The following is a 25,394-nucleotide window of genomic DNA, read 5'->3' on the forward strand; positions in this document are numbered from 1 at the left end:
TGACCAGCAGGGCGGCACTGCGCAGTCGGAGCGCGCCTTCCCGCTCGTGGGGGCGCAGCAGGTCGACGAGCCGCTGCCGGGCCCGGGTCCGGTCGTCCTCCCCGGCCCGGCTCAGCAGATGCCGGCCGGGGCCGGAGTCCAGCAGGAAGGCGGCGGCGTCGGAGGCGTCCCGGCCCCAGGTCCCGTACGCCTCGGCCGGTGTGGTGCCGATCGCCTCGTACCCGGCGCGGGACAGCACGTCACGCACGGTCTCCGGGTCCGCCAGCGAGAACATGCCGGGGTTCGCGGAGGTGCCCAGTCCGCCGACGGGCAGCAGGTCACCCAGCCCCCGGATGGCCTGGAGCCACTCGTTCCGGTCGGCCCGCGCGGTGCAGACGAAGGCGATACGGCCGCCGGGGCGCAGTGCCCGTCCGATGTTGGCGAAGGCGGCGACCGGATCGGCGAAGAACATCACCCCGAAACGGCTGATCGCGACATCGAAGGTCCCGGTCCCGAACGGGTGGACCTGGATGTCCGCCTGCTCGAACGTCACGTTGCCGATGCCCTCGCTGCGCGCGGACTCCCGTGCGCGGCCCAGCATCGGGGCCGACAGGTCCAGGCCCAGCGCCCGCCCGTCGCCGGCCCGTCGCGCGGCGAGGCGGGTGGTGCGCCCCGCCCCGCAGCCGATGTCGAGGACACGGTCACCTCCGGTGATCGCGGCGGCGGCGAGCAGTGGCTCGTCGAAGCCCCCGTTCACCCCGTCCCAGCGGTCCTGGTTGGCGGCCCAGAACGTCCCCTCGTAACCGTTCCACGCTTGGTCCTGATCTCTGTTGGCGATGTGTCGCATGCGGTGTGCTTCCCCTGAACGCTGCTCGAACTCGGCCTGTTCGCCGTCTGGTTGCGGCGCCCGCGGACATCGGGACGACTAGTATGGGCGGGCGCCCATTCAAGGTATGGGCAAGTGCCCATACTGTAAACAGGGCGAGAGGGAGGGAATCGGTGTCTCCGCGTGGTGTGACGACTCCGGACGTACGTGAGCGGCTCTTCGCCGCCGCGGAGCGGGTGTTGGAGCGGGACGGGCCGGGGGCCCTGACAAGCAGGGCGATCGCCGCCGAGGCCGGCTGCGCGAAGGGCCTGCTGCACGCCCATTTCCGCGGACTGGACGAGTTCGTCGCGGAGCTGGTCCTGGACCGGTTCGGGCGGGTGGCCCGGCACGCCGACGAACTCCGGGGGCGGGCGGGGCAGGGCACCGTCGCGGAGAACCTGCTCGGCATCGCGCTCGCGCTGCTGTCCTCGGCCGGCCCCACCGTCGCCGGGCTGGCGCTCGCCCGCCCCGTGGCGTCCGCGCACATCCGCGAAGCCCTGGTGGGCGGTGCGCCGGGCTTCGACACGGTCCAGGACGCGATCACCGACTACCTGGACGCGGAACGGCGGGGCGGCCGGATCGCGGAACGGGCCGACACCGCCGCCGCGGCCCTCGCCCTGGTCGGGACCGTCCACCACCTGCTCATGACCGGCACGCACGACCGGCAGCGGGAGCGGGAGCGGGCCGGACAACTGGTGGTCCTGCTCGATGCCGCACTCCGGCACGGGCCCGGCGGCATCGAGGGGTGAGCAGGGACGAACGCAAGAGTGCCGCCGCGGGACCGTTCCCGCGGCGGCACCCCTGCCACTCGCCCCCGCTCAGCTCAGCCGGGTCGATACGTACGCCTCGATGGCGTCCCGCTGGTAGACGGCCAGTCCGGGCGCGATCGCCTCGTACGCCGCGCGCCACTGCTCGTTCTCCACACAGGAACGGCCGATCGCGCGGTACTCCTCGGCGGAGACCGCCCGCAGCCCGGTCAGGGCCCGGTGCTGGGCCTCGATCTCGGCCTGCACCGGATCGGCCTCGGCGGGCACGCCCGCCACCAGCAGCTCGGCCAGCCGGATCATCTGCGCCGTGCGCTCGCGGTGTCCGGCCTCGATCTGCTCCTCGCTCATCGTCGAGGTGTGCCGGTCGATGTCCCCGGCCAGCCCGGGGAAGTCGCGCAGGCTGTCCCTGTACTGGGAGGGCCGGACGCCCTCGAAGAGATTCTCCGGTCGGTTGATGGCGGTCATGGGGCCACCGTCCTTTCTGGAATCCTCCAGTTCGGTGATCGTGCGGGAGACGGTGCCGGCCAGTGCGTCGATCCGGTCGCGCTCGGCGAGCAGCCGGCGGTGGTGGCCGCGCAGCGCCTCCACCTCATCGACCTGCGAGGCCAGGATCCGCCCGATCTCGGGCAGACCCAGGCCCAGCGCCCGCAGCACGAGGATCTGCTGCAATCGGAGCAGCTCGCCCTCCCCGTAGCAGCGATGGCCGTTGGAACCGGTCCCCGCGGGCGGCAGCAGACCGATCTCGTCGTAGTGCCGCAGCGTCCGAGCCGTCACACCGGACATCCGGGCGACCTCCGCGATCGGCCAGACCATCGCCGCCTCCTCACCCGATCACCTCACCGGGCCGGTCTCTCCGGCCCTGGTCAGGACGGTAGAAGCTGCCGTTGCGGCAACCGCAACCCCGGAGCCGGGATCGCCCGGCGATGCCCGGCCCGTACTCCGCGCCCCACTCGTACCTACCGCACCCGGACGCGCACCGTGTGCGTGGCGCCCCGGCTGCTGCTCAGGTCGCCGAAGGTCACGGTCACCGAGGAGCCGGTCCGGACGCCGGTGACGGTCTCCGGCTTGGACAGGACCGACTTGACGTGCCGCTGCCAGGTGAGGGTCAGGCCCGTGACGGTACGGGACGGGTCGGAGACGCAGATCGTGGCGGTGCCGTCGCGCTTCTCGTGGATCTGGACGCAGACCGGCGCACTCGCCGTGACCTTGCCCGCCGTGCCCGCCTCCCAGAAGTTGACGCCGGTGAATCCGAGGGAGGGGACGCGGATGCCGGTGCGCCGGGCGTCATTGGCGAGGATCTGGAGCCAGCCGGTGTCCGCCGCACGGGCGGCGGTGCGTGCGCTGCTCGCACCCGGCATCAGGATGTACGCGTAGCCGCTGTCCGCCGGGTCGGTGCCGTGGTCCTGCCAGAGGGTGACGTAGCGGCGGGTGTTGGGGGCGGTGGTGCCGTCGTCGTTGATGTCCTTCCAGGCACCGGTGCGTTCCTCGCGCAGCGCGTGCAGTTCGGTACCGCCGGGGAAGACGTAGCCGGCGTGCCGGTCGAGGTGGGCCCAGGTGGTGGTGCGGGTGGTGGTCCAGCCCTGAGTGGTGGGCTGTGCCTTGCCGTCGAGCAGCAGCCGCGGTGTGCCGCTCGTGCCGAGGCAGCGGTTGTCGACGACCGTCTCGACGCCCGCGCCGTCGGCGGAGGTGATGCCGGAGCCGAGGCAGACCACGCAGTCGTCGAGCCAGAACCACGACTTGCGGGCGTGCATCGTGCTCGCCAGGCCCTGGAGGTGCTGGCCGGTGGTGCCGAACTCGCCGTCGCCGGTGCCGCCGACCCACTTCGTGCCCGGCTTCGGGTTGGCCCAGGCGCCGCCCTGCCCGTCGGTGAGCTTCTTCCGGGAGACGGTGGTGCCGGGCAGCCGGTACGGGTCGACGGTCGGCCAGTACGCGTCCGAGTACTGCTCCAGACCCGCGCCGTCGCCCCACCACTGGAGCCAGCCCGAGCCGGTGTGCCAGCCGCGCTTGTTCTCCCCGTTGCCGAACTCGTAGTGGGCGATCCGCCCGGAGGCCATCGAGAGACCGGCGCCCCAGCCGCGCCGGCGGTGGGTGGCCCGGTCCATGTTGTGGAAGACCCGGTGCGCGGACGGCTCCGGGGACGCGGTGACGGACGTGTCGTCCAACAGGGTCTGCAACCGGGCGGTGTTGACCAGGCTCAGGGAGCCGGACTTCAGCGCCGGGGCGTAGTAGTCGCGCTTCAGCCAGCCCTTGACCATGGCGCGCCAGCGGGCGTTCTCCTCGGGCCCGGCGCCCATGCCGAGCAGCACGATCGAGGCCATGACGCCGTGGGCGCGGGTGTGGTCGCTGGAACCGACGCGGGTGATGCCCCGGCCCGAGACGTTGTCCATCATCAGGCCGTCGTAGATGAACGGGGCGATGGCCGCGTCGATCGTGTCGAGGAACTGCCGGCTGCCGGGATCGGTGATCTCCCAGGTCGAGCCGCGCAGCAGGGCGAACAGCCGGCCGAGCCCGTCGTTGAGGACCGCGCCGTAACCACCGATGTACGGGATGGAGGTGTGCTGGACGAACGAGCCGTCCGGATAGAAGCCGTCGCCCGTCGTGACGTACGGGAAGACCGGCGAGAGCGCGGCGACCGCCAGGGCGATCTTGGCCGGATTGGCGCCGACGATGCCGCGCAGGATGATGCCGCGGCACAGGTCGACACGGTTGGCGCCGGTGCTGGTGCCGGTGTACGAGCCGACGGCGGAGTCGGGCAGGAATGTGTCGACCGCCTTGCAGTAGGCGGCCCGCTGGGCGTCCGTCAGATCGTCGTGGAGCAGCACACAGGTGTCCATGAGGGCCTGGGGCGCGCCGATCTGCCAGTTCCACCAGTTTCCGTAGCGCGCGGTCGTCTCGTTGAAGACATCGGCGTGGAGGTGGTCGAGACCGGCGATGACCGCGTCCCGCAGGCCGGTGTCGCCGGTGAGCCCGGTGCCGGGCTGGGAGTACGCCTCCGCCATGGTGCGCAGCCGGTTGTAACCGGTGTTCATGTTGGCGGAGAAGCCGAACGACTCCGTGTCGGTGTCCGGATCGGGGTCCAGGTAGACCAGATCCGGCCAGAGGGAGCCGCGCGCGGGCGCCATCGTGGAACGGAAACCGCTTGCCTGGGTGCCGAGGTCGGCGAGCTTGGACTTGAAGGGCTCGGCGGTCGGGCTGAAGCCGGTTCCCAGGTACAGATCGCGCCACTTCGCACGCAGCGCGGCGAACTCGTCGGCGGCGTCGGCGGCAGTGGTGGAGGCGGCGGAAGCCGGGAGTGCGGCGGGGCCGGAGGCGGACGCGGCGGTCGGGAGGCCGAGGGCGAGCGCCGTACCGCCGCCCGTGGCCAGCAGGGCGCGACGGGACCAGGCAGTTGTCATCGAAGCTCCGGGGGAGAGTGAGCCAGTGCGGGAATGCCAGCGTGGTAAGCGTTTTCTAACATGGGGGCGTCGGGGGACTCAAGGGGTCGCCCGGGTCACCGTCGGACCCGCCGGGAGCGGGTGTGCCCCGGGGGCGTCCGTCCGTCGGCAGCCGCTCGGTGGGCGTGGCGGAGCCGGTTCCCGGTAACCAGCCGTCGGCGTACGGGAGTTCAGTAAACCGTTACGGAGGTGGCGAGCGGGCACGGAGGTGGCGGGCCGTTACGGAGGTGGTGAACCGTCAGGAGGAAGACGGACCGTTACTGAGATGGCAGGCCGAACCGGGCTTGCGGACGGATCAGCCGTTCCGCGCGTCCGGCACGCCCGGCACGTCCTGCGCACCCGTATCGCCCGTATCGCCCGCCTCGTCCGGGATCGGCTGCTCGGCCCAGATCGTCTTGCCGCGTCGGGTGTAACGGCTGCCCCAGCGCGTGGTGAGCTGCGCGACCAGATACAGGCCGCGGCCGCCCTCGTCCGTGAGCAGGGCCCGGCGCATGCGGGGCTGGGTGGCGCTGGGGTCGGAGACCTCGCAGGTCAGCTGCCCCGCGCGGATCAGCCGCACCTCGACCGGGCCGCCGGCGTGACGGATGGCGTTGGTGACCAGCTCGCTCAACACCAGCTCGGTGGTGAAGACGAGCTCCTCCAGCCCCCAGGCGCGCAACTGCTGTGCCGCGTCCTGCCTGAGCCGGGCGACAGCGGCCGGGTCGGCGGCCACGGGCCAGACGGCCGTGTTGCCGGCCGGTACCGCATGGGTGCGGGCGAGCAACAGGGTCACGTCGTCGGCGAGTTGGTGCGCGGGCCGGGCGGAGATGATCTCCTTGCCGAGCTCGCGCAACGGGGCGGTGGCGGCGCCGGGGCGGGCCAGCCTACGGCTCAGCTCCGCCATGCCCTCGTCGAGGTCGCTGTCGCGTCCCTCGATCAGCCCGTCGGTGTAGAGCACGAGCAGGCTGCCGGGCGCCAGTTCCACCTCGGTCACCTCGAAGGGCAGACCGTTGACGCCCAGCGGCGGTCCGGGGTTGAGGGGCACGTACGAAACGGTCCCGTCCGGATCCACGACGGCGGGCGGGGGATGTCCGGCGGAGACCATCGCGCAGCGCCGGGCGACCGGGTCGTAGACGGCGTACAGGCAGGTGGCGCCGACCGGGTCGGCCCGGAGATCGCCGGGTGCCGGGTCTTCGTCCGGCCGGGTGACGGGGCTGGGCCGATCGGGTCCGTCGGACTGGTCGGGCCCGTCGTGCTGGTCGGTTCCCTCGTGCTGGTCGGGTTCGTCGGGCTGGTTGGGCTCGTCGCGGAGTTGGGAGACCAGGTCGTCGAGGTGCACCATCAGCTCTTCCGGCTCCAGATCGAGGTCGGCGAGGGTGTGCACGGCGGTACGGAGCCGCCCCATGGTGGCGGTGGCCCCCAGCCCGTGGCCGACCACGTCCCCGGCGACCAGGGCGACCCGGGCGGAGGACAGCGGGATCACGTCGAACCAGTCGCCGCCGACGCCGGTCGCGGTATCGGCCGGCAGGTAGAAGCCGGAGGTGGTCACCGCGACGGTCTCGGCCTGCGCGGGCGGCAGCAGACTGCGTTGCAGGCCGACGGCGGCCCGGTGCTCCCGGGTGTAGCGGCGGGCGTTGTCCAGGGCGAGGGCCGCACGGGCGGCGATCTCGCACAGGAGATCCAGGTCGGCCGGTGCGTAGTCCCGCCGGCCGGGACCGCGCCGTACGGTCACCCGGCCCAGGAAGCTGCCCCGGGCCCGCAGCGGGGCGGTCATCGACGAGGGGGAGCCGCCGACGGACGGGGCGGAGCCGGCATCGGCCGGGACCACGGTGCCGGTCGGCACCTCCTCGGCCCGCTCCCCGGCCGCCGCGGTCAGCCGGAGCGGCACCGTGCCGTCCTCGCCGGGAGCCGGTTCCTCGCCCGTGAACACCGCCCGGGCGATCTCCACCACGGCGAGGTCGGCCAGTCCGGGCACCAGCACGGTGGCCAGCTCCTCGCCGGTGCCGGTGACGGACAGCGATCCGCCGACGGCCGCGGTGGCGTGATGCAGAATCGCCAGTCGCTCGTCGGAACGGCGCTGCTCGGTGACGTCCGTGAACAGCGCGGTGACACCGAAGACCTGTCCGTCCGGTGCCTGGAGCCGGAACGCCGAGACGGCCATCACCACCCCGCCGCCCGGATCCTCGATGGTCCGTACGGTGTCCTCCGCGAGGATCAGCGGCCGGCCGGTCCGCAGTACCTCGCGCAGCCGTCGCTCGATCGCCGCCGCGTCCGGCGCCTGGAGGAAGTCTCCCAGGCGCCGGTTGCGCAGGTCGGGCGGGAGGCCGGTGTACGGCAGCAGATGGGTGTTGGTCCTGACCAGCCGCAGCTCCGCGTCGAACACGGCGAGACCCAGCCGGTCCTGAAGGAAGAGTTCCCGGGTGAACGCCTGGTCCTGCCGCCACCGGGCGACCTTCCCGGCCGGTGCCCCGAGCACGAAGTACCGGGCCGGGCCCCCGGCCCACTCGGCGGCGGCACCGGTGCAGGGCCCCGCCAGCGGGAGGACCTGGAAGACGACGGTCAGCTCCTCGCCCCGGCCGGTACGCACCACCGCCTCGCCCGACCAGGCGCCCACCGGCCGCCCGCCCGGCGGTCCGGGCAGTCCGGCGGGATCCGCGAGCAGCTTCCGGGCGGGACGGCCGCAGACACGGTCGGCGGGGAGCGAGAGGAGCTCCTCCGCCGCGGGTGTCCAGCCGATGACCACCCCGTCCGCATCGAGCAGGGCCCCGGCCGCGCTGTCCGCGAACGGGAGCCCGCTGTGCCCGGGGGTGCCCGGAAGGGTTTTGCGGTCCACCTCGTTCTCAGCTCCCTCTCACCGCCTGCCGACGGTCCCGCGCCGGGTCCACGGACGTCTCCATCATCCCTCCGCCGGCTCCGGCCGCCAGTCCCGGCGGCCGGCGGCCCGGGCGCTCCCCGGCCGGACGGGTTGCCGATGGGACCCATGGGTTGGTCCGTGGTGGGGCACTATTTCGTTCGGCCCTCCGTTCAGTCTTCCGCTCAGTCACTCCGTGGGAAGGTTCAGCGTTTTGTCCGATCGCACCGATGGAAGCCGCGGTTCTCTGCTGGCGGTGAGCGACCTCCACGTGGGCATGGCGGACAACCGCCCCCTCGTCGAGTCGTTGCGGCCCGATTCGGACGAGGACTGGCTGATCGTCGCCGGTGATGTCGCCGAGCGGATCGCGGACGTGGAGTGGGGGCTGCGGCTGCTCGCGAACCGGTTCTCACGGGTCGTCTGGGCCCCGGGGAACCACGAGTTGTGGACGCCCGAGCACGATCCGGTCCAACTGCGGGGCCAGGAGCGGTACGAGCACCTGGTCGAGCTCTGCCGAAGCCTCGGGGTGGTCACTCCGGAGGACCCGTACCCGTTGTGGCCCGGCCCCGACGGTCCCGTGGCCGTCGCTCCGGTGTTCCTGCTGTACGACTACAGCTTCCGGGCGCCGGGCACGAGGACCAAGGAGGAGTCCCTGGCGTACGCGCACCGTACGGGGGTGGTGTGCACCGACGAGTTCCTGCTGCACCCGGACCCGTACCCGAGCCGCGACGCCTGGTGCAGGGCGCGGGTGGCGCGGACGGAGGAGCGCCTGGCGGCGCACGATCCGGGGATCCCGCTGGTCATCGCCGGCCACTGGCCACTGGTGCGCGAACCGATGGACGTCCTGTGGTACCCCGAGTTCGCCCAGTGGTGCGGTACCGGGCTCACCGCCGACTGGCACCGGCGGTTCAACGTGGCGGCGGTGGTCTACGGACATCTGCACATACCCCGGACGACCTGGTACGACGGAGTGCGCTTCGAGGAGGTCTCGATCGGTTACCCGAGGGAGTGGCGCAAGCGCGGCCACCCCCGGGGCCTGCTGCGGCGGATCCTCCCGTACGACGGCGACGGCGGCGACGACGGAGGGAGCGCCGCCGACGCGCGCGGCGCCACCGGTCAGGGTCCCGTCAGCGATGGCCCAGCACGTTGACAACCTGACCGTTCGGGTCGCGGACGAAGAAGCGGCGTACGCCCCATTCCTCGTCGCGCAGCGGGTACACGATCTCCGCGCCGCTCTCCCGCATGGCCGCGTGCACCGCGTCCACGTCCTCCACCTCGATGCTCAGGTCCGGCGTGACCGGGGCGGTCGCGTCGGACCCCATGATGCTGAGCTGGGCCGTGGGGTCGGACGCGGAGGCGAGCGTCATGATCCAGCCGTGGTTCATGACCTCCCGCAGACCCAGCCGACCGTAGAACTCCGCGCTCCGCGCCATCCCTTCGGCGGTGGGCCCATCGGCGGTCCGGATGTTGGGGACGACTCTGCGGACGGACATCGGCAACTCCTGTCGCGGGACTGGCTCCGTGCCGCCTGGCACCGGTGGACCCGACGCGGATCAGATGACCGGCGGCCGTCCCAGTTTCGTCATCCGCCACACCGTGCGCCACCGCATCGGCTGCCTTCGTCCGCACGGGGTACGGACGCCCTCGGCGAAGCCGCCGGCCCAGGCGCGCAGACCCGTCGCCGACCGGGTCCGGGCCACGGTGAGCAGGGTCCAGGTGCCCAGGTAGGCGGGGACCAGGGGGAGGGGCAGGTTCCGGCGGGCCAGCCAGACCCGGTTGCGGGCCGTCATCCGGTAGTAGACGGAGTGCCTGGCCGGGGAGGTCTTGGGGTGCTGGAGCAGCAGATCGGGCTCGTAGAGGATCTTCCAGCCCGCGTCGAGCGCCCGCCAGGACAGGTCCGTCTCCTCGTGCGTGAAGAAGAACTCCGCGGGCCAGGGCCCCGTCTGGGCGAGCATCTTCATGGAGAAGGCGTGTCCGCCGCCCAGGAACGCGGTGACCGGTCCGCCCCGCATCGGGTCGGCTGCGCGCAGCCGCGGCACGTGGCGGCGCTGGGTCTCGCCGCGCTCGTCGGCGATCCGGAAGCCGACGATGCCGAGCTGCGGATCGGCGGCGAACAGCTCCTGGACCTTGCGGAACACCCCGCTGTCGACCAGGAGCCCGTCGTCGTCGAGCTCGATGACGACATCGACGTCACCGAACTCCGCCAGCTTCTGCAGGGCGACGTTGCGCCCCCCGGGACAGCCCAGGTTCTCCGCCAGCTCGATCGCCGTCACACCGCCGGCCAGATCGGACAGGCCCGGAAAGGTGCTGAAGTCCGGGAGGGGCGATCCATTACCCACTACGACGAGCCGGTCCGGACGTACGTCCTGCCCGGCCACCGAGGCCAGCAGGGCCTGGACCTCCTGCGGGCGATCGCCCATGGTGACGATGGATACGGCGATGCGTGGTTCGGACACGGTCGGCACTCCTGGTCTCGCTCCGGTGCCGCGATCGTAGCCGCAAGAGATGGTTGCCCGTTGTTCAGGCACCTGTTGCCGCACTGCCATGCCCCGGGACCCTTCGTCGGGGCATGGCGCCGGGGGCCTGCCGCTACGGGCCGAGCGGGGTCCGTGGACGTGCCGCGACGCGTCGCACATGCCCGGCGAAGACGGTCGCCGCGTCGGGCGTCAGGGTGCGCAGGGCCACCATCGCGGTCACGATGACGTCGCAGAGTTCGGCCTCCACATCCTGCCAGGAGTGGGTGGCGCCCTTGCGCGGGTTCTGGCCGGTGGCCCCGATGACGGCCTGGGCGACCTCGCCCACCTCCTCCGACAGCTTCAGCATCCGCAGCAGCAGATCCTGCTCGGGCGGGATGCCGGTCTCCGCTTCGAGCCAGTCGTGCAGCTCGTCGATGGTCGTCCAGGTGTCGTGATCCCGGTCGGGACGCGGGGCCGGGCGGCCGGCCGGGCGGTCTGCGGGGCCGGGGGCGTGGGCGCTGTGCTGGTCCATCGCGCCAGCCTGCCAGCCGCCGCACGCCGGGCGTCGGCGAACGGCCCGTCAGTCCCCGATGCGGGTGCCCGTCCCGCTCACCCGCACCCGGGCGTCGTCCGCCCGCAGCTCGACCGTGAGCGTGCCGGGGCGGCCCATGTCCTCGCCCTGGTGGAGGGTGAGGACCGCGGTGGCGGGGACGAGGGACCGGTCGCGCAGGTAGGCGCCGAAGGCGGCCGCGGCCGCGCCCGTGGCGGGGTCCTCGACGACGCCGCCGACCGGGAACGGGTCGCGGACGTGGAAGACGTCCGGCGCCTGCCGCCACACCAGTTGCAGGGTCGTCAGGTCCAGCCGGTGCATCAGCGCTTCGAGGCGCGCGAAGTCGTAGGAGAGGTCGGCGAGGCGTTCCCGGGTCGCGGCGGCCAGCACCAGGTGGCGGGCGCCCGCGAAGGCGATCCGGGGTGGCAGCGCCGGGTCGAGGTCGGCGGCCGGCCAGTCCAGGGCGGCGAGCGCCTCGGCCAGGTCGGCGGGAGCGATGTCCAGGACTTCCGGTTCGACGCTGGTGAGCGTGGCGCGCAGCTCGGCGCCCTCCCGGGTGACGGTGACCGGGACCGTGCCCGCGGGCGTACGGAACACCAGATCGCCGGGGCCGTCGCGCTCGGCCAGCGCGAGGGCCGTCGCCACGGTGGCGTGGCCGCAGAACGGAACCTCGGCCTTCGGGCTGAAGTAGCGGATGGTGTACTCCCGCGCGCCCGTTCCGTCCTGCGCGCCCGCGTCGCCCGGCTCGCCCGCACCGTCCCGCGCCCCCGCCTCGCCCGGCCCGCCCTGCCGGGTCAGGAACGCCGACTCGCTGTACCCCAGCTCCGCCGCGACGGCGAGCATGGCGGCTTCGTCGAGCCCGGAGGCGTCGAGGACGACCCCGGCCGGGTTGCCGCCCTCGGGATCGGCGGAGAACGCGGTGTAACGGAGGACCTCGGTACCTGAATGTCGGCTCATGCCGCAGGTCAACCCCGTCGTGGCCCGGGGCATTCCCGCTCCGGGCGGGCGGAGCGGGAATGCCCCGGGCGGGGAGAGCGGGAACGCCCGGGCCGGGGCGTCCGGCTCAGTGGCAGTTCTTGGTGCCCTTGTCGGCCTTCGTCCAGGAGCAGGAGTCCTGGAGCTTGCCGTTCGGCTTGATCAGCCGGGCCTTGTCACCGGTGTTGTTCCAGATGTACGAACCGCGGTTCCAGTACACGTTGCCCGACGCGTTCCTGCCCCGGCCGGTGTGGACCTTGACCGTCTTGCCCGCGGCGATGGTGTAGCTGCCGAAGGTGTACGTGTAGCCGCTGTTGTCCTTGAGCTTGTAGCCCTTGAGCTGGAGCTTCGACTTGCCGTTGTTGTGGATGTCCACCCACTCGGCGTTGAGGGACGTGTTGCTGCGGTTGTCCTTGCCGGGGCTGTCGTACTGGATCTTCCCGAGGTGCAGCCCGCCCTGGTGCGAGGCGGCCGAGGCGGGGGCCGCGACGAGCAGCGAGCCGGCCAGGGCGGTGGCGGCGGCCAGGGCGAGCGGAGCCGCGGTGCGTATGCGCATGCTGTGTTCCTTGTGTGGAGTTCCGGTGAAGGAGTGTCAGCATAAGGGCAGCGCGCGGCACCCCGGTACGCGGGTGCTCATTCCGTCCGGAGTCCGGTCGATCGGTGACAACCGCCCCCGACGGGCGGCGCGTTGGGGGCGGCCTCGTCGGCCGCGCCCCGTCAGCCGCGCCCCGTCAGCCGCGTCCCACGTACGGCATCGCCGTCGCCAGTACCGTCGCGAACTGCATGTTCGCCTCCAGCGGCAGCTCCGCCATGTGGAGCACCGTCCGGGCCACGTCCGCCGCCGCCATCACCGGCTCGACCGCGAGTTCGCCGTTGGCCTGGAGGATGCCGGTCCGCATCTGCTCGGTCATGTCCGTGGCCGCGTTGCCGATGTCGATCTGCCCGCAGGCGATCCGGTACGGACGCCCGTCCAGCGACAGCGACTTCGTCAGCCCCGTCATGGCGTGCTTGGTCGTGGTGTAGGCGACCGAGTGCGGGCGCGGCGCATGGGCCGAGACCGAGCCGTTGTTGATGATCCGGCCGCCCTGCGGGTCCTGTTCCTTCATCAGCCGGTACGCCGCCTGCGCACAGAGGAACGCACCCGTCACGTTCACGTCCACCACCGCTCGCCAGTCCGCCACCGCGAGGTCCTCCACGGGCACGGAACGCGGGCCGAACGCACCCGCGTTGTTGAAGAGCAGGTCGAGGCGGCCGAAGCACTCCCGTACCGAGGAAAAGAGCGCGGTCACGTCCTCGGGGCGGGACACGTCGGCGGGGACGGTGATCACCCGGGCGTTCTCCCCGGCCAGCGCGGCCGTCGCGGCGAGCGGCTCGGGCCGCCGCCCCGCGAGCGCCACCGACCAGCCGGCACCGGTCAGGGCGAGCGCCACCGCGCGGCCGATGCCGGAACCCGCGCCCGTCACGACCGCCGTCTTCGGATCGGAATTCAACACTTTGTTGCTCATGGGGCCGCAGCGTACGCCTTGCCGCCCCCGTGACGCGTGAGGCCACATGGGGTCAAGGCAGCGCGTACGACGGCGCGTTCGCGGCCCGTCCGGCCGGCGAAGATGATCATTGGCCCGTCACGGATGCGCGCTTTGTCCCCGTGAACCCATTGCTGCCGCATTCCTCATCCACCCGACGCCCGAGCGACGCGAACACGACAGCCGCCCGATGCGCTGGGCCGGTGAACTGCCTTAGTACATCACCAGCCAGGGGAGGGACAGATGACACACTCATCGCACCAGCAGGAGATGCGCGACGCGGCCACGCAGTTCGGCCGCCGCCGTTTCCTCACCGTCACCGGAGCCGCAGCCGCGCTCGCCTTCTCGGTCAACCTGCCCGCCGCGGGCACCGCGAGCGCCGCCGAGCTCGACGCGAAGAAGATCGGCGACGACCCGTTCACCCTCGGCGTCGCCTCCGGCGACCCGCTGCCCGACTCGGTCCTGCTGTGGACGAGACTCGCACCGCGCCCGTACGAGCCCGGCAGCGGACTGCCCAGAAACCGGGTGCAGGTGCGCTGGGAACTCGCCCGTGACGAGCGCTTCTCCCGCATCGTGCGGCGCGGATCGGTCACCGCCCACCCGGAGTTCGACCACAGCGTCCACGTAGAGGTCAAGGGCCTCGACGCCGACCGCGTCCTCTACTACCGCTTCCGCACCGGAACGTGGACCAGCCCCGTCGGCCGGACCCGCACCGCGCCCGCCCGCGGCGCCCGCAACAGCGCGCTGAGCCTGGCCGCCGTCTCCTGCCAGGCGTACCACGACGGCTACTTCACCGCGTACAAGCACCTCGCCCAGGAGGACGTCGACGTCGTCTTCCACCTCGGCGACTACCTCTACGAGTACGCCGTCAACGCCACCGGCGGCGCCCGCAACTACACCGACCGCAGGCTCCCCGCCCACTACAACCGGGAGACGGTCACGCTGGAGGACTACCGGCTGCGGTACGGCCTCTACAAGTCCGACCCCGATCTGCGCGCCGCCCACGCCGCGCACCCCTTCGTCGTCACCTGGGACGACCACGAGACCGAGAACAACTACGCGGGCGAGACCCCCGAGAACGACGTCCCGCCGGAGGAGTTCCTGCTGCGCCGTGCCGCCGCGTACCGCGCGTACTGGGAGAACCAGCCGCTGCGCGCCCCGCAGCGGCCCACCGGCCCCGACATGAGGCTCTACCGGCGCCTGCAGTTCGGCCGGCTCGCCCAGTTCGACATCCTCGACACCCGCCAGTACCGCAGCGACCAGGCGTACGGCGACGGCTGGCAGACGCCCGGACCGGAGTCCCAGGACCCGTCGCGCACCATGACCGGTGCCACCCAGGAGCGTTGGCTGATCGACGGCTGGCACGCCTCGCGGGCCACCTGGAACGTCGTACCCCAGCAGGTCACCTTCGCCCAGCGGCGCGACGTCCCCACCGACGCCTTCAAGCTGTCCATGGACGCCTGGGACGGCTACCCCGCCTCCCGGGGCCGCATCCTGAAGGGCGCCGAGGCCGCCGGGGTCGACAACCTGATGGTGCTGACCGGCGATGTGCACGTCGGCTACGGCTTCGACCTGAAGCAGGACTTCGACAACCCGGCGTCCCGCACCGTCGGCACGGAGATCGTCGCCACCTCCATCACCAGCGGCAAGGACGGCTCGGACAAGCCGGGCAGCTGGAACAACCAGATGCAGGCCAACCCGCACATGAAGTTCTTCAACGGCCGCCGCGGGTACGCCGTCGTCACACTGGGCCGGGAGCAGGCGCGCGCCGACTACCGGACGGTGTCCGCCGTCACCACCCCCGGCGCGCCCCTCGCGACGGCCGCGTCGTTCGTGACCGAGGTGGGCAACCAGGGCCTCACGCCGGCGTAAGGCCAGGTCGCGGTGTTCCCCGGCCCCGGCCCCGGTCAGCCGAGGTCGTCCGCCGCGTAGCGGACGCCGATGCGGTCACGTACCGCGTCGAGCGTCCGCATCACGGCCAGCGAACCGTCCAGCGGCACCAGCGGCGACTCCGTCTCGCCCGCCCGCAGCGCCCGCACCACCTCGGCCTGCTCGAACTGCAGCCCGCGCAGCCCCGCGCCCGCGGCCCCGGCGGTGAACTCCTCGGGCTCGTGTCCCGGCCGGTGCAGCACGAACCGCTCCGGGTAGAAGAAGCCGCGCGGGAACTCGATCCGGCCCTTGGTGCCCGTGACCGCGCCGGTCTGCGGAGTGTCCGCCACGATCGAGCAGTTCAGCAGCGCCGAGGCGCCCGCCTCCGACCAGCCCAGCAGCATCGCGGTGTGCACATCGACGCCCTCGGGGGAGAGCACCGCGTCGGCCTGCACCCGGTCCGGCTCGCCCAGCAGCAGCTGCGCGAACGACACCGGATAGACCCCGAGGTCCAGCAGCGCGCCGCCGCCCAGCGCCCGGTCGCGCAGCCGGTGCTCGGGCCCGAACGGGCCCGCGAGCCCGAAGTCGGCCTGCACGGTGCGGACATCGCCGATGGCGCCGTCCCGCACCAGCTCCGTCATGCGCCGGATCACCGGGTTGCAGTACGTCCACATGGCCTCCATCAGGAAGAGCCCCCGGTCCCGGGCGAGCTTCACCAACTGGTCCGCCTCCCGGGCGTTCAGCGCGAACGCCTTCTCGCACAGCACGTGCTTCCCGGCCTCCAGGCAGAGCGAGGCCGCCTCCAGATGGGCCGAGTGCGGTGTCGCGACGTACACCACGTCGACCTCGTCGTCGGCGGCGAGCGCGGCCCAGCTGCCGTACGCACGGGGTATCCCGAACCGCTCGGCGAACGCCTGCGCCGAGGCGTCTGTCCGAGATGCGACGGCCACCACTTCCGTGTCCGGCATCGACCGGAGATCCTCGGTGAACGCCGTGGCGATACCGCCGGTCGCCAGCACACCCCACCGCACAGTGCCGCTCATGCCTGTCATGCCTGCTCCCCAAGAGGTCTCGACCAGTCCGGCTGAGCTGAGAGCATAGATGCGGATTCAACGACATGGAGATGGAAATGCCGGAGAGCGGCGCAAGCCGGGCCCAGCAGGAACGCACAGACATACCGACCGCCGGAACCCGGGCCGCGGAGCCCGGGACCACCGGCACACCACCCGGAAAACCGGCCGCTGCCGAAGCGGCCCGGCGCACCGGACTTCTCGTCACCCTCGTCCTCGGCGGCCTCACCGCTCTGCCGCCGCTCTCCATGGACATGTACCTCCCCGCGCTGCCCGCGGTCACCGAGTCCCTGCACGCCCCGGCCGCGACCATCCAGCTCACCCTCACCGCCTGCCTCACCGGCATGGCGCTCGGGCAGGTGGTCGTCGGGCCGATGAGCGACCGGTGGGGCAGGCGCAGGCCGCTGCTCCTCGGCATGATGATCTACGTGGTCGCCACCGCGCTCTGCGTCTTCGCGCCCACCACCGGACTCCTCATCGGCTTCCGCCTGCTCCAGGGCCTGGCCGGCGCGGCGGGCATCGTCATCGCCCGTGCGGTGGTGCGCGACATGTACGACGGCGTGGAGATGGCCAGGTTCTTCTCCACCCTGATGCTGATCTCCGGCGTCGCACCGATCGTCGCCCCGCTGATCGGCGGCCAGGTGCTGCGGTTCACCGACTGGCGGGGCATCTTCGCCGTCCTGACCGTCGTCGGCGTGGGGCTCACCCTCGTCGTCTGGAAGTGGCTGCACGAGACGCTGCCGCCGCAGGACCGGCACACCGGCGGGGTCGGCGACGCGCTGCGCACCATGCGCGGACTGCTCGCCGACCGGGTCTTCACCGGTTACATGATCGCTGGCAGCCTCGCCTTCGCCACCCTCTTCTCGTACGTGAGCGCGTCGCCGTTCGTCATGCAGGAGATCTACGGCGCCTCGCCGCAGACGTTCAGCCTGCTCTTCGGCGTCAACTCGGTCGGCCTGATCATCGTCGGCCAGATCAACGGCAAGGTGCTGGTCGGCCGGATCAGCCTGGACAAGGCGCTCGCCTTCGGCCTCTCGGTCATCGTGCTGGCCGCGGCCGCGCTGCTGCTGATGACCTCCGGGGTCTTCGGGAAGGTGGGCCTGGTCCCGGTCGCGGCCGGGCTGTTCGTGCTGATGTCGGCGATGGGCCTGGCGATGCCGAACACGAACGCCCAGGCCCTGATGCGTACGAAGCACGCGGCCGGATCCGCCTCCGCGCTGCTCGGCACCTCGTCCTTCCTGATCGGCGCCATCGCCTCGCCCCTCGTCGGGATCGCCGGCGAGGACACGGCCGTCCCGATGGCCGTCGTCCAGCTGGTCTGCGGGCTGGGCGCGATGGCCTGCTTCCTGGGGCTGTGCAGGCCCTGGCAGCGGACGGCGTGACAGGGGCCGCGCGGACCCGGACGCCATGACGGGAGGGGCGGCGGGGCCCGGGGCGCGGTTCAGCCCCAGGTCTCGCCGCTGACCGTGTCCGGCCCGAACCAGCGGGAGACGACGGAGACGAGGGCCGGCACCGGGCCCTCCTCCATCGAGTGCTTGAAGGTGTGGACCACACAGGTCCGCACCGGATGCGTGGGCCCGCCGGGTCTCCCGCAGTCGTCGGTGGAAAGCGGCCGGTGCTGCGGACGTGCCAGGGCGAAGCAGACCAGCATCGTGCGGGGGTCCTCGAACCAGAGGTGGTTCCTGACCGCCCGGTTGCCGAAGTCCATGTGGTCGAAGACGACGGCGATGTCCTCGTCGCCGTACGGGGCGGCCCGCAGCGCCGGCAGCACATCGAGGATCGCGTCGCCGGACGCGAGCAGCCCGGCCTCCTCGTGCGAGGGGCCCCAGGGCGGCGGGTCGTCGTCCGGCACCGCCACCGGGAACTCCTCGGTCCGCAGCGATGTGCCGACGGGGGGCCGGTCCCAACGGGCCTGACCGCTGACGCTGCCCCAGTTGAGACTGGCGTTGACGCAGAGCCTCCCCGCGACGAGCGCCCACGGCGTGCGGACCACGCGCTCACGCGCCAGCGCGACCACGAGGCTGCCGAACGCCTCCGGCCGCAGGAGGACGGGCTTCGGGGGCGCGATGAAGGCGTCGGTCCAGATTCCCATGTCCCACCAGTAACAGCGGGGTTCGAACCGGGGCGAACGAGTTTCCGCCCCGGTCCTCGGCCCCGGTCCTCCGTGACGCTACGAAGACCTCGGGTACCCGATCAGATGCGGGCGGTCCTTCTCGTCGGTCCAGCGGAACAGGCCGACACCGTCCGCGGTCTCCATGCCCGGGACGCGCACGTTCGAGGGCAGGGCGCCGGTCGAGCCGCTGCGGACGGCGACCGCGACGGGGGCGCCGCCGCCGGCCAGGACATCGGCCGCGTTGCGCGCGCTTGCCGCGCCGTACGCGGTGCCCTCGTCGTTCACCGACGCCAGGGTCAGCGGCTTCGTGCCGTCCGCACCCTCGAAGCAGAAGCCCCGCTTCGTGGCCAGGTCGAACGCGAGCGGTCCGGCCACCAGGTAGGAACCCGAGGGCGCGGAGACGAGCTGCGGGTACTGGCCCGGCTTTATCGCGGGCTTGCTGCACTCCACCGAGGCCAGCGGCTTGCCGGTCTCCACGTCGTGCACCACCCACATGTCGTGGGTGGCGGCGCGCTTCGCCTTCTTGTCCAGCTGCCACTTCGCCAGGATCAGGCCCGGGACCACCGACGTGGGGATCCCGCTGTACTTGTCCGTGCCCTTGGGTGCGACATTGCGGCTGAACCAGCCGCCCTGCACCCAGAATTCCCTGGCCCCGCTGACCAGCAGCCCCTTCTGCGTCAGCCCGCGCACCTCGGTGAGCTGCTTGCAGGTCTTGCAGCCCTTCGGGTACTTGAGCGCGGGGGCCGAGACGTCGGTCACCCGGCCGGTCACCGGGTCGACCACCGCACTGTTCGTCCGGCCGTCACTGATCAGGATGCCGGGGCCGGTGGTGGAGACCGTCGGGACCGAGTTCCACGGCACCTCGACGCGCCGCCGGGAGCCGTCCTCCACGTCGTAGACGTCCAGCGAGACGATCGTGTCGGCGGGGGTCAGCGCGTTCTCGCCGACCTTTCCGTACGCCCACGTCACGAAGTACTCGTGGTCGTCGACGGTGACCGAGAGGAGCCTCGGGAACTGGTGCGGCGACGGGGGCCGCCAGCTCTCGCCGTGCCAGCCGGCCTGCCCCGACTTGTTGTCGATGGTCCGCAGCTGGTACTTGGTCTCCGACTCCCGCACCAGGTAGGCGAGGCGTCCCGTGGTCCGGGAGATCGCGTAGTCGGGCGAGGTCCCGATGAGCTCCCAGCCACGCTCGGGCGCGTACGCGGACGGAACGGTGAGCTGTGTCACCTCGGCCGGACTCTTCTTCTTGGCGTGCTTCTCCGGCTTGTCCGTGCTCTTCTCACCGCTGCCGCAGGTGGCGAGCAGAAGAAGCATGGCCAGCACGAGCACTCCGCCGACCAGAACCAGGCGCACGATCTTCTGTCTCATGGTTCCCCTCGATGGGCGATCCCGACCTCGCGGCGGTCAGCGTAGCAACTTGGGTGGGCATCGCGGCAGTTCGGATTCCGTGCAGATCGGCGCGGATACCGGGGCGGGGACAGGTCCGTCGGCTTTGCCTACAATTCGTCGGTGAATGCCACCCTCCCCACCGCGGAAGTCCTGCGCGCGACGCTCGCCGGACTGTTCGACGGGCTGCCGCCCAAGCAGGCCGCCCGGGCCGTCGAACGGCTCATCGCCAACTACCGCGGGACCACCCCGACCGACGCACCGGTGCTCCGCGACCGCTCCGATGTCGCCGCGTACGCCGCGTACCGGATGCCCGCCACCTTCGAAGCGGTACGGTCCGCACTCGCCGCGCTCCGGGAGGCCGCCCCCGACTGGACGCCCGCCACCCACACCGACGTCGGCGGCGGCACCGGAGCGGCGAGCTGGGCCGTGGCGGGGGCCTGGGAGGAGGGGCCGCGGACGGCGGTGCTGGACTGGGCCGAGCCCGCGCTCGCCCTCGGCCGCGAACTGGCCGGGCTCTCCGGCATCCCCGCGCTGCGCGCCGCCGAGTGGCGCCGGGCCCGGATCGGCGCCGGCCTCGAACTCGCCCCCACCGACCTGATCACCGTCTCCTACGTACTCAAGGAACTGACCGCGGACGTCCGGACCGCCCTCGTCGACAGCGCGGCGGCCGCCGCGCAGGCGGTCGTGGTCGTCGAACCGGGAACCCCCGACGGCTACGCCCGGATCATCGAGGCCCGCGACCGGCTGATCGCCGCCGGACTGACGGTCGCCGCGCCCTGCCCGCACAGCGACGCCTGCCCGATCGAGCCGGGCACGGACTGGTGCCACTTCTCGGCCCGGGTCAGCCGCTCCTCGCTGCACCGGCAGGTCAAGGGCGGCTCGCTGCCCTACGAGGACGAGAAGTTCAGCTACGTGGTGGCGACCCGCTTCGGGACGGAGCCCGTGGCGGCGCGGGTCACCCGCAAGCCGCAGATCCGCAAGGGGCAGGTGCTGCTGGACCTGTGCACCCGCGACGAGGCCCTGCGGCGCGCCACGGTCACCAAGCGGCACGGCGAGCTGTACCGGGCCGCCCGGGACGTCGCGTGGGGCGACGAGTGGCCGCCCGGCGAGAACGCCTGAGCGCCACCCGCCGGGTCACCCCCGCAGCTCCTGTGTGCAGCACTTCACGCTGCCGCCGCCCTTGAGCAGCTCGCCCAGGTCCATCGGCACCGGCTCGAAGCCCCGCGCCCGCAGCGGATCGAAGAGCCCCGTCGCGGCCTGCGGCAGCAGCACATGGCGCCCGTCGCTCACCGCGTTCAGACCGAGCGCCGCGGCGTCCGCCTCCTCGGCGATCAGCGCGTCGGGGAAGAGCCGGGCCAGCACCGACCGGCTGCCCGGCGAGAACGCGCCCGGGTAGTACATGATCTCGTCGCCCGCGTCGTCGAGCACGGACAGCGCCGTGTCCAGGTGGTAGTAGCGCGGGTCGACCAGATCGAGCCCGATCACCGGGCGCCCGAAGAACTCCTGGGCCTCGCCGTGCGAGAGCGGACTGGACCGGAAGCCCCGCCCGGCCAGCACGTACGACGAGGTGACCGCGAAGTCGCCCTCGCCCTCGTTGACATGGTCCGGCTCGTGGATCTCGGTGAAACCGTTGGACCGGAACCACTCGCGGTGGGCCCCGGCCTCCTCGTACCGCTCCCGGTACGCGAAGCGGGCGCCCAGCACCCGGCCGTCGATGACCGTGGCACCGTTGGCGGCGAACACCATGTCGGGCAGCTCGGGGCGGGCGGTGAGCAGCTCCACGGTGTGCCCGAGAGCGCGGTACCGGTCGCGCAGGTCCTCCCACTGGGTCTGGGCCAGGGCGAGGTCCACGGGCTTGCTGGGGTCCATCCAGGGGTTGATGGAGTACGTCACCCTGAAATGCGCGGGGGCGCACATCAGGTAGCGGCGGGGTGTGGCTTCACGAGGCAACGAAGGCTCCTCACGAAAGGCAGGGGTTGCCTGCCGAGGGGACGTCGCACGGGTGTGTGCGTGAGCCCATGGTCCGCTCTCCGGGGCCGGTGCGCAGTGATCCGATCGGGTGGTTCCGTCGGGCCGGGAGACGATACGTACCGGCTTGCGCCGCTGTTAGATTGGCCGCCATGGTAGAGAACCGGGTGCCCGACTCCAGCCGCCGCAGCGAGCGCTCGCGCCGCGCGATCCATGACGCGGCGCTCGGCCTGGTCGCCGAGGTGGGCTATCCGCGGACCACCATCGAGGCCATCGCCGCGCGGGCCGGTGTCGGGAAGCAGACGATCTACCGCTGGTGGCCCTCCAAGGCGGCCGTCCTCCTGGAGGCGTTCGTGGCCCTCGGCGAGCGGACCGCCGCGCAGAGCGGCGCGGACGGGGCGCAGGGGATCCCGGACACCGGCGATCTCGCCGCCGACCTCAGGACCGTGCTGCGGGCCACTGTAGACGAGCTGAACGACCCCGCCTTCGAGGCGCCGACCAGGGCGCTCGCCGCCGCCGGGATCGTCGACCCGCAGGTCGGCGCCGAATTCGTCCAGAAGCTGCTCGACCCCGGGCTCCGGCTGTACGTCGCCCGGCTGCGGGCCGCCCAGCAGGCGGGCCAGGTGCGCGCCGACGCCGACCCGCGGATCGCCGTGGAGCTCCTCGTGGGCCCGCTCACCCACCGCTGGCTGCTGCGCACCCTCCCGCTCACCCGCGAGTACGCGGACGCCGTAGTCGACCACGTGGTGCGCGGGCTGGCGCCCTGAGGTGCGATGCGCGGTCCGGGGTTCCCCGAGACGCACCCGTCATTTCCTGACAAGAAGTGGCATAGTGCCCAGCTCACGGCATCGCCGTCCGTACCCCGCTTCCGGAGTCCGGCCACCCGAGGCGCAGGATGGTGGGACCATGGGCAGGGGCAACGCTGAGGTAAGGGGATAGATGGGCGCCGATTTCGGCCGTTATCGCGGCTCAGAGAGCAAGTTTTCCCAATGGCTTCGCCGCCGACCCAAACCGCAGCAGAGCGAGGTCGACGACACCGCCCGGGAGGCGCTGCTCCTGGCCGTCGCCGAGGCCGGAATGCCGATCGCGCCGGCCGCCCACCCCGTCGGGTACCGATGTTCGTGCGAACGCATCGGCTGTCCCACCCCCGCCCGGCACCCCATCTCCTTCGCCTGGCAGACGCAGTCCACCACCGACCGGGCACAGATCGAGCGCTGGGCCCGCAGCCAGCCGCAGGCCAACTTCATCACCGCGACCGGCATGATCCACGACGTGCTCGACGTGCCGCTGAGCGCGGGCAGCCAGGCGCTGGAGCGGCTCCTCGCGGCCGGCATCGACGTCGGCCCCGTCGCCCGCTCCGGCGACGACCGGATGCTCTTCTTCACCGCCACCCGCGGTACGCCCGAGGACGAGGACGAGTGGTGGCCCTGTGAGCTCGACTGCCACCCCGAGACCATGGACGAACATCCGGGGCTGCGGTGGCACTGCCGGGGCAGCTATGTGCTCCTGCCGCCGGCCATGCTCCCCGGCGAACTGGACGTGCGGTGGGTGCGCGGGCCGGAGAATCCGCTGCCCGATCCGCTGACCCTGCTGGAGACGCTGACCGACGCGTGCGCGCAGTACGCGGACGCGGCGGACCAGAGCGATCTCGACCACGACTCGGTGGCCTGGCCGCTGAGCCGTTAGAAAACCCTCCGGCGGATCACGGCCGGGGCCCGCCGAGCGGCGGCCCCGGTTCCGTCAGGAGCCCTTCGCCGCCGTCAGGCCCGGCAGCCTGTTCAGCAGGACGACCTTGCCGCCGTCCTTCGTCGAGCCCTTCTTCGGCACGTACACCAGCTGGCCGGAGACCCGCTCCTTGGTGAGGGTGGACTCCACCTCACCGGTCAGCAGCGCCTCCGCGTCGGCGTTGAGCGGCGGGCGCAGCCCCTTCGCCGCGGTCTGCCGCTCGAAGTGCTTGCTGCTGAAGAAGACCAGCGCCCCGCCGTCGTCCGTCTCCAGCCCGAGCGGGCCGAACGAACCGCTGTCCAGCGGCTGGTCGATGTACTGGTACGAGAAGCCCGCCCGCCGGGTGGTCCGGCGCGTCTCCCGCCAGCCCGAGGTGGCGGAGCCGGGGGCGAAGACGTCCGGGGCGCCCTTCTGCAGGTACTGGGTGTACTGGGTGCTCAGGTCCTCCGGTGCCACGGCCAGAGCGGCGCTGTCGGCGGCCACCGGCCTGGCCAGGCCGTCGCCGTCCTTCGCGAAGGCGGGCAGCCGGGAGGGGCGGACGACCGAGAGATAGGCGGCCTTCCACCCGGCGTCGGGGCCGGACTTGACGAAGACGACCAGCCAGCGGCTGTCCGTCTCCCCGCCGTCCTGGTCGCGGTTGGAGTCGGTGTCCGCGAGGAACCACCGCGGCCAGCCGGCCTTCTTCGGGATGAGATAGGTGGCGTCGGTCAGCTCCAGCGGCGAGTGGTCCGGGTTGCCGTCCGGATGGTTCTTCTGCCGCGCCTTCAGCCCGGCCTGGTTGATCGCGCCGAGCGGCCCGGTGACCCGGTCCGCGTCCAGGGCCGGGTCGTACGCCTTGTCCGCCGCGTTGTACGCGGAGGTGAAGGCCTTCAGGGCCTGCGCGGCCTCAGACCTGGTTGCCGCCGGTACCACTTCCAGCTCGCCGTGCACCGTCACGCAACCGCTCGCCGTCACCGACAGCACCGTCGCCGTCGCGAGCCCCGTCGCCAGCCGAATCGGCCTCAGGCTTCTCATCCGTTGCTTTCCGCGCCTTCTGATCCGTCGCCCCCACTGACCGTCCGAACCCTACCGGGGCGAGGAACAGCGCGAGGGTGGGGATCAGATACAGCGCCCACACCGTGATCTGGAGAACGGTCGGGTCGGGCTGGAAGTTGAACGTGCCCTTCAGCAGCGTGCCGTACCAGCTGTCCGGCGGGATCGTGGCGCTGATGTCGAACGCCTGGTTGTGCAGACCGCCGATGAACTCCGCCTCCTGGAGGTCGTGCACGCCGTACGCGAGGACGCCCGCGGCGACGATCACCAGCATTCCGCCGGTCCAGGTGAAGAACTTCGACAGGTTGATCCGCAGCGCACCCCGGTAGAACAGCCAGCCCAGCACGACGGCGGCCGCGATCCCGAGGAGCGCGCCGATCATCGGGTGCCAGCCGTCGTCCGCCGCGTGCACCGCACGCCACACGAACAGCGAGGTCTCCAGCCCCTCCCGGCCCACCGCGAGGAGCGCCGTGGCGACCAGCGCACCGGTGCCCATCGCGAGCGCCGCGTCCAGCTTGCCGTGCAGCTCCGTCTTCAGGTGCCGCGCGGTGCGCCGCATCCAGAAGACCATCCAGGTCACCAGGCCGACGGAGACGATCGACAGCGAACCGCCCAGCGCCTCCTGGGCCTTGAACGTCATCTCCTGCGAACCGAATTCGAGCCCGGCGCCGAACGCCAGGCTGACGACGACCGCGATCCCGACACCGATCCAGATCGGCACCAGCTTGTTCCTGTTGCCGGTCTTCACCAGATAGGCGATGAGGATGCAGACGACCAGGCTGGCCTCCAGGCCCTCGCGCAGGCCGATCAAAAAGTTGCTGAACACGTTCCGGTGCTCCTTTCTGTTCC

General features: G+C 72.1%; 23 protein-coding genes. 7 read left to right on the top strand and 16 right to left on the bottom strand.

The window, feature by feature from the left end; genetic code table 11:
- On the bottom strand, positions 1-826 hold an 826-nt coding region (locus EES42_RS11235), incomplete at its 3' end, for a class I SAM-dependent methyltransferase (RefSeq protein WP_164495223.1).
- Positions 827-978: 152 nt separating this feature from the next.
- Here EES42_RS11235 and EES42_RS11240 point away from each other — a divergent pair.
- Positions 979-1,593: a TetR/AcrR family transcriptional regulator gene (locus EES42_RS11240; protein ID WP_241196355.1), complete on the top strand. Its 615-nt coding sequence runs from the start codon at positions 979-981 to the stop codon at positions 1,591-1,593.
- Positions 1,594-1,662: 69 nt separating this feature from the next.
- On the opposite strand, the gene EES42_RS11245 is transcribed toward EES42_RS11240, so the two are convergent.
- From EES42_RS11245 to EES42_RS11255, 3 genes are all read right to left on the bottom strand, one after another.
- The gene (locus EES42_RS11245) at positions 1,663-2,424 is read right to left on the bottom strand and encodes a MerR family transcriptional regulator (protein WP_124717985.1); all 762 of its coding nucleotides are present in this window, start codon (positions 2,422-2,424) and stop codon (positions 1,663-1,665) included.
- Positions 2,425-2,567: 143 nt separating this feature from the next.
- Positions 2,568-5,006: a polysaccharide lyase 8 family protein gene (locus tag EES42_RS11250; RefSeq protein WP_124717986.1), complete on the bottom strand. Its 2,439-nt coding sequence runs from the start codon at positions 5,004-5,006 to the stop codon at positions 2,568-2,570.
- Between the two features lie 334 nt (positions 5,007-5,340).
- The gene (locus EES42_RS11255; RefSeq protein WP_124717987.1) at positions 5,341-7,857 is read right to left on the bottom strand and encodes a SpoIIE family protein phosphatase; all 2,517 of its coding nucleotides are present in this window, start codon (positions 7,855-7,857) and stop codon (positions 5,341-5,343) included.
- A 295-nt stretch (positions 7,858-8,152) separates the two neighbouring features.
- Here EES42_RS11255 and EES42_RS11260 point away from each other — a divergent pair, with 295 nt between their 5' ends.
- Positions 8,153-9,025, top strand: coding sequence for a metallophosphoesterase family protein (locus tag EES42_RS11260; RefSeq protein WP_241196378.1), 873 nt, complete (start codon positions 8,153-8,155; stop codon positions 9,023-9,025).
- Here the strand turns inward: EES42_RS11260 and EES42_RS11265 are convergent.
- From EES42_RS11265 to EES42_RS11290, 6 genes are all read right to left on the bottom strand, one after another.
- Positions 9,003-9,368 (bottom strand): VOC family protein, encoded by a 366-nt coding sequence (locus EES42_RS11265; protein WP_124717989.1) that lies wholly within the window; start codon positions 9,366-9,368, stop codon positions 9,003-9,005. The genes EES42_RS11260 and EES42_RS11265 overlap by 23 nt on opposite strands.
- A 60-nt stretch (positions 9,369-9,428) precedes the next feature.
- Positions 9,429-10,331 carry a glycosyltransferase family 2 protein gene (locus EES42_RS11270; RefSeq protein WP_124717990.1) on the bottom strand — a complete coding sequence of 301 codons (903 nt, stop codon included), beginning with the start codon at positions 10,329-10,331 and terminating at the stop codon, positions 9,429-9,431.
- A 133-nt stretch (positions 10,332-10,464) separates the two neighbouring features.
- The gene (locus EES42_RS11275; protein ID WP_241196356.1) at positions 10,465-10,863 is read right to left on the bottom strand and encodes a MazG-like family protein; all 399 of its coding nucleotides are present in this window, start codon (positions 10,861-10,863) and stop codon (positions 10,465-10,467) included.
- Positions 10,864-10,911: 48 nt separating this feature from the next.
- Positions 10,912-11,838: a PhzF family phenazine biosynthesis protein gene (locus EES42_RS11280; protein ID WP_124717991.1), complete on the bottom strand. Its 927-nt coding sequence runs from the start codon at positions 11,836-11,838 to the stop codon at positions 10,912-10,914.
- A gap of 106 nt (positions 11,839-11,944) precedes the next feature.
- Positions 11,945-12,412 (bottom strand): lamin tail domain-containing protein, encoded by a 468-nt coding sequence (locus EES42_RS11285; RefSeq protein ID WP_124717992.1) that lies wholly within the window; start codon positions 12,410-12,412, stop codon positions 11,945-11,947.
- A gap of 175 nt (positions 12,413-12,587) precedes the next feature.
- Positions 12,588-13,361: an SDR family oxidoreductase gene (locus tag EES42_RS11290; RefSeq protein ID WP_124717993.1), complete on the bottom strand. Its 774-nt coding sequence runs from the start codon at positions 13,359-13,361 to the stop codon at positions 12,588-12,590.
- A gap of 261 nt (positions 13,362-13,622) precedes the next feature.
- Between EES42_RS11290 and EES42_RS11295 the strand changes: the two genes are divergently transcribed.
- Complete coding sequence (locus tag EES42_RS11295; protein ID WP_124717994.1) at positions 13,623-15,251, top strand: alkaline phosphatase D family protein; 1,629 nt, start codon at positions 13,623-13,625, stop codon at positions 15,249-15,251.
- Positions 15,252-15,286: 35 nt separating this feature from the next.
- Here EES42_RS11295 and EES42_RS11300 read toward each other — a convergent pair whose 3' ends face one another.
- Positions 15,287-16,291, bottom strand: a complete 1,005-nt coding sequence (locus tag EES42_RS11300) for a Gfo/Idh/MocA family protein (protein WP_124718504.1) — start codon at positions 16,289-16,291, stop codon at positions 15,287-15,289.
- Between the two features lie 86 nt (positions 16,292-16,377).
- Between EES42_RS11300 and EES42_RS11305 the strand changes: the two genes are divergently transcribed.
- Positions 16,378-17,700 carry a multidrug effflux MFS transporter gene (locus EES42_RS11305; RefSeq protein WP_124717995.1) on the top strand — a complete coding sequence of 441 codons (1,323 nt, stop codon included), beginning with the start codon at positions 16,378-16,380 and terminating at the stop codon, positions 17,698-17,700.
- 59 nt (positions 17,701-17,759) lie between these two features.
- Here the strand turns inward: EES42_RS11305 and EES42_RS11310 are convergent, their stop codons facing one another.
- A complete protein-coding gene (locus EES42_RS11310) occupies positions 17,760-18,410 on the bottom strand; it encodes a hypothetical protein (protein WP_124717996.1) in 651 nt (216 codons plus the stop codon).
- A 78-nt stretch (positions 18,411-18,488) separates the two neighbouring features.
- On the bottom strand, positions 18,489-19,799 hold the full coding sequence (locus EES42_RS11315) for a hypothetical protein (RefSeq protein ID WP_124717997.1): 1,311 nt from the start codon (positions 19,797-19,799) through the stop codon (positions 18,489-18,491).
- A gap of 141 nt (positions 19,800-19,940) precedes the next feature.
- Between EES42_RS11315 and EES42_RS11320 the strand changes: the two genes are divergently transcribed.
- Complete coding sequence (locus tag EES42_RS11320) at positions 19,941-20,939, top strand: small ribosomal subunit Rsm22 family protein (RefSeq protein WP_124717998.1); 999 nt, start codon at positions 19,941-19,943, stop codon at positions 20,937-20,939.
- Between the two features lie 15 nt (positions 20,940-20,954).
- Here EES42_RS11320 and ddaH read toward each other — a convergent pair whose 3' ends face one another.
- Positions 20,955-21,770, bottom strand: a complete 816-nt coding sequence (ddaH, locus tag EES42_RS11325; RefSeq protein ID WP_206433435.1) for a dimethylargininase — start codon at positions 21,768-21,770, stop codon at positions 20,955-20,957.
- Positions 21,771-21,940: 170 nt separating this feature from the next.
- Here ddaH and EES42_RS11330 point away from each other — a divergent pair, with 170 nt between their 5' ends.
- Together EES42_RS11330 and EES42_RS11335 are read left to right on the top strand one after the other, a co-directional pair.
- Complete coding sequence (locus EES42_RS11330) at positions 21,941-22,555, top strand: TetR/AcrR family transcriptional regulator (RefSeq protein ID WP_124717999.1); 615 nt, start codon at positions 21,941-21,943, stop codon at positions 22,553-22,555.
- A gap of 172 nt (positions 22,556-22,727) precedes the next feature.
- Positions 22,728-23,474: a bifunctional DNA primase/polymerase gene (locus EES42_RS11335; protein WP_124718000.1), complete on the top strand. Its 747-nt coding sequence runs from the start codon at positions 22,728-22,730 to the stop codon at positions 23,472-23,474.
- Between the two features lie 54 nt (positions 23,475-23,528).
- Here the strand turns inward: EES42_RS11335 and EES42_RS11340 are convergent, their stop codons facing one another.
- On the bottom strand, positions 23,529-24,467 hold the full coding sequence (locus EES42_RS11340) for an SCO2278 family lipoprotein (protein WP_241196357.1): 939 nt from the start codon (positions 24,465-24,467) through the stop codon (positions 23,529-23,531).
- Positions 24,400-25,371 (bottom strand): iron uptake transporter permease EfeU, encoded by a 972-nt coding sequence (efeU, locus tag EES42_RS11345; protein WP_124718001.1) that lies wholly within the window; start codon positions 25,369-25,371, stop codon positions 24,400-24,402. Before efeU ends, EES42_RS11340 begins: the two co-directional genes overlap by 68 nt.
- Positions 25,372-25,394: the final 23 nt, after the last annotated feature.

The organism is Streptomyces sp. ADI95-17 (genome assembly GCF_003846175.1).
Lineage (GTDB): Bacteria > Actinomycetota > Actinomycetes > Streptomycetales > Streptomycetaceae > Streptomyces > Streptomyces sanglieri.

Excerpts from the sequence above, each read along its gene's own strand:
- EES42_RS11245 (WP_124717985.1), bottom strand. The coding sequence starts at position 2,424 with ATGGTCTGGCCGATCGCGGAGGTCGCCCGGATGTCCGGTGTGACGGCT.
- EES42_RS11250 (WP_124717986.1), bottom strand. The coding sequence starts at position 5,006 with ATGACAACTGCCTGGTCCCGTCGCGCCCTGCTGGCCACGGGCGGCGGT.
- EES42_RS11260 (WP_241196378.1), top strand. The coding sequence starts at position 8,153 with ATGGCGGACAACCGCCCCCTCGTCGAGTCGTTGCGGCCCGATTCGGAC.
- EES42_RS11265 (WP_124717989.1), bottom strand. The coding sequence starts at position 9,368 with ATGTCCGTCCGCAGAGTCGTCCCCAACATCCGGACCGCCGATGGGCCC.
- EES42_RS11275 (WP_241196356.1), bottom strand. The coding sequence starts at position 10,863 with ATGGACCAGCACAGCGCCCACGCCCCCGGCCCCGCAGACCGCCCGGCC.
- EES42_RS11280 (WP_124717991.1), bottom strand. The coding sequence starts at position 11,838 with ATGAGCCGACATTCAGGTACCGAGGTCCTCCGTTACACCGCGTTCTCC.
- EES42_RS11285 (WP_124717992.1), bottom strand. The coding sequence starts at position 12,412 with ATGCGCATACGCACCGCGGCTCCGCTCGCCCTGGCCGCCGCCACCGCC.
- EES42_RS11290 (WP_124717993.1), bottom strand. The coding sequence starts at position 13,361 with ATGAGCAACAAAGTGTTGAATTCCGATCCGAAGACGGCGGTCGTGACG.
- EES42_RS11295 (WP_124717994.1), top strand. The coding sequence starts at position 13,623 with ATGACACACTCATCGCACCAGCAGGAGATGCGCGACGCGGCCACGCAG.
- EES42_RS11300 (WP_124718504.1), bottom strand. The coding sequence starts at position 16,291 with ATGAGCGGCACTGTGCGGTGGGGTGTGCTGGCGACCGGCGGTATCGCC.
- EES42_RS11305 (WP_124717995.1), top strand. The coding sequence starts at position 16,378 with ATGCCGGAGAGCGGCGCAAGCCGGGCCCAGCAGGAACGCACAGACATA.
- EES42_RS11310 (WP_124717996.1), bottom strand. The coding sequence starts at position 18,410 with ATGGGAATCTGGACCGACGCCTTCATCGCGCCCCCGAAGCCCGTCCTC.
- EES42_RS11315 (WP_124717997.1), bottom strand. The coding sequence starts at position 19,799 with ATGAGACAGAAGATCGTGCGCCTGGTTCTGGTCGGCGGAGTGCTCGTG.
- EES42_RS11330 (WP_124717999.1), top strand. The coding sequence starts at position 21,941 with ATGGTAGAGAACCGGGTGCCCGACTCCAGCCGCCGCAGCGAGCGCTCG.
- EES42_RS11335 (WP_124718000.1), top strand. The coding sequence starts at position 22,728 with ATGGGCGCCGATTTCGGCCGTTATCGCGGCTCAGAGAGCAAGTTTTCC.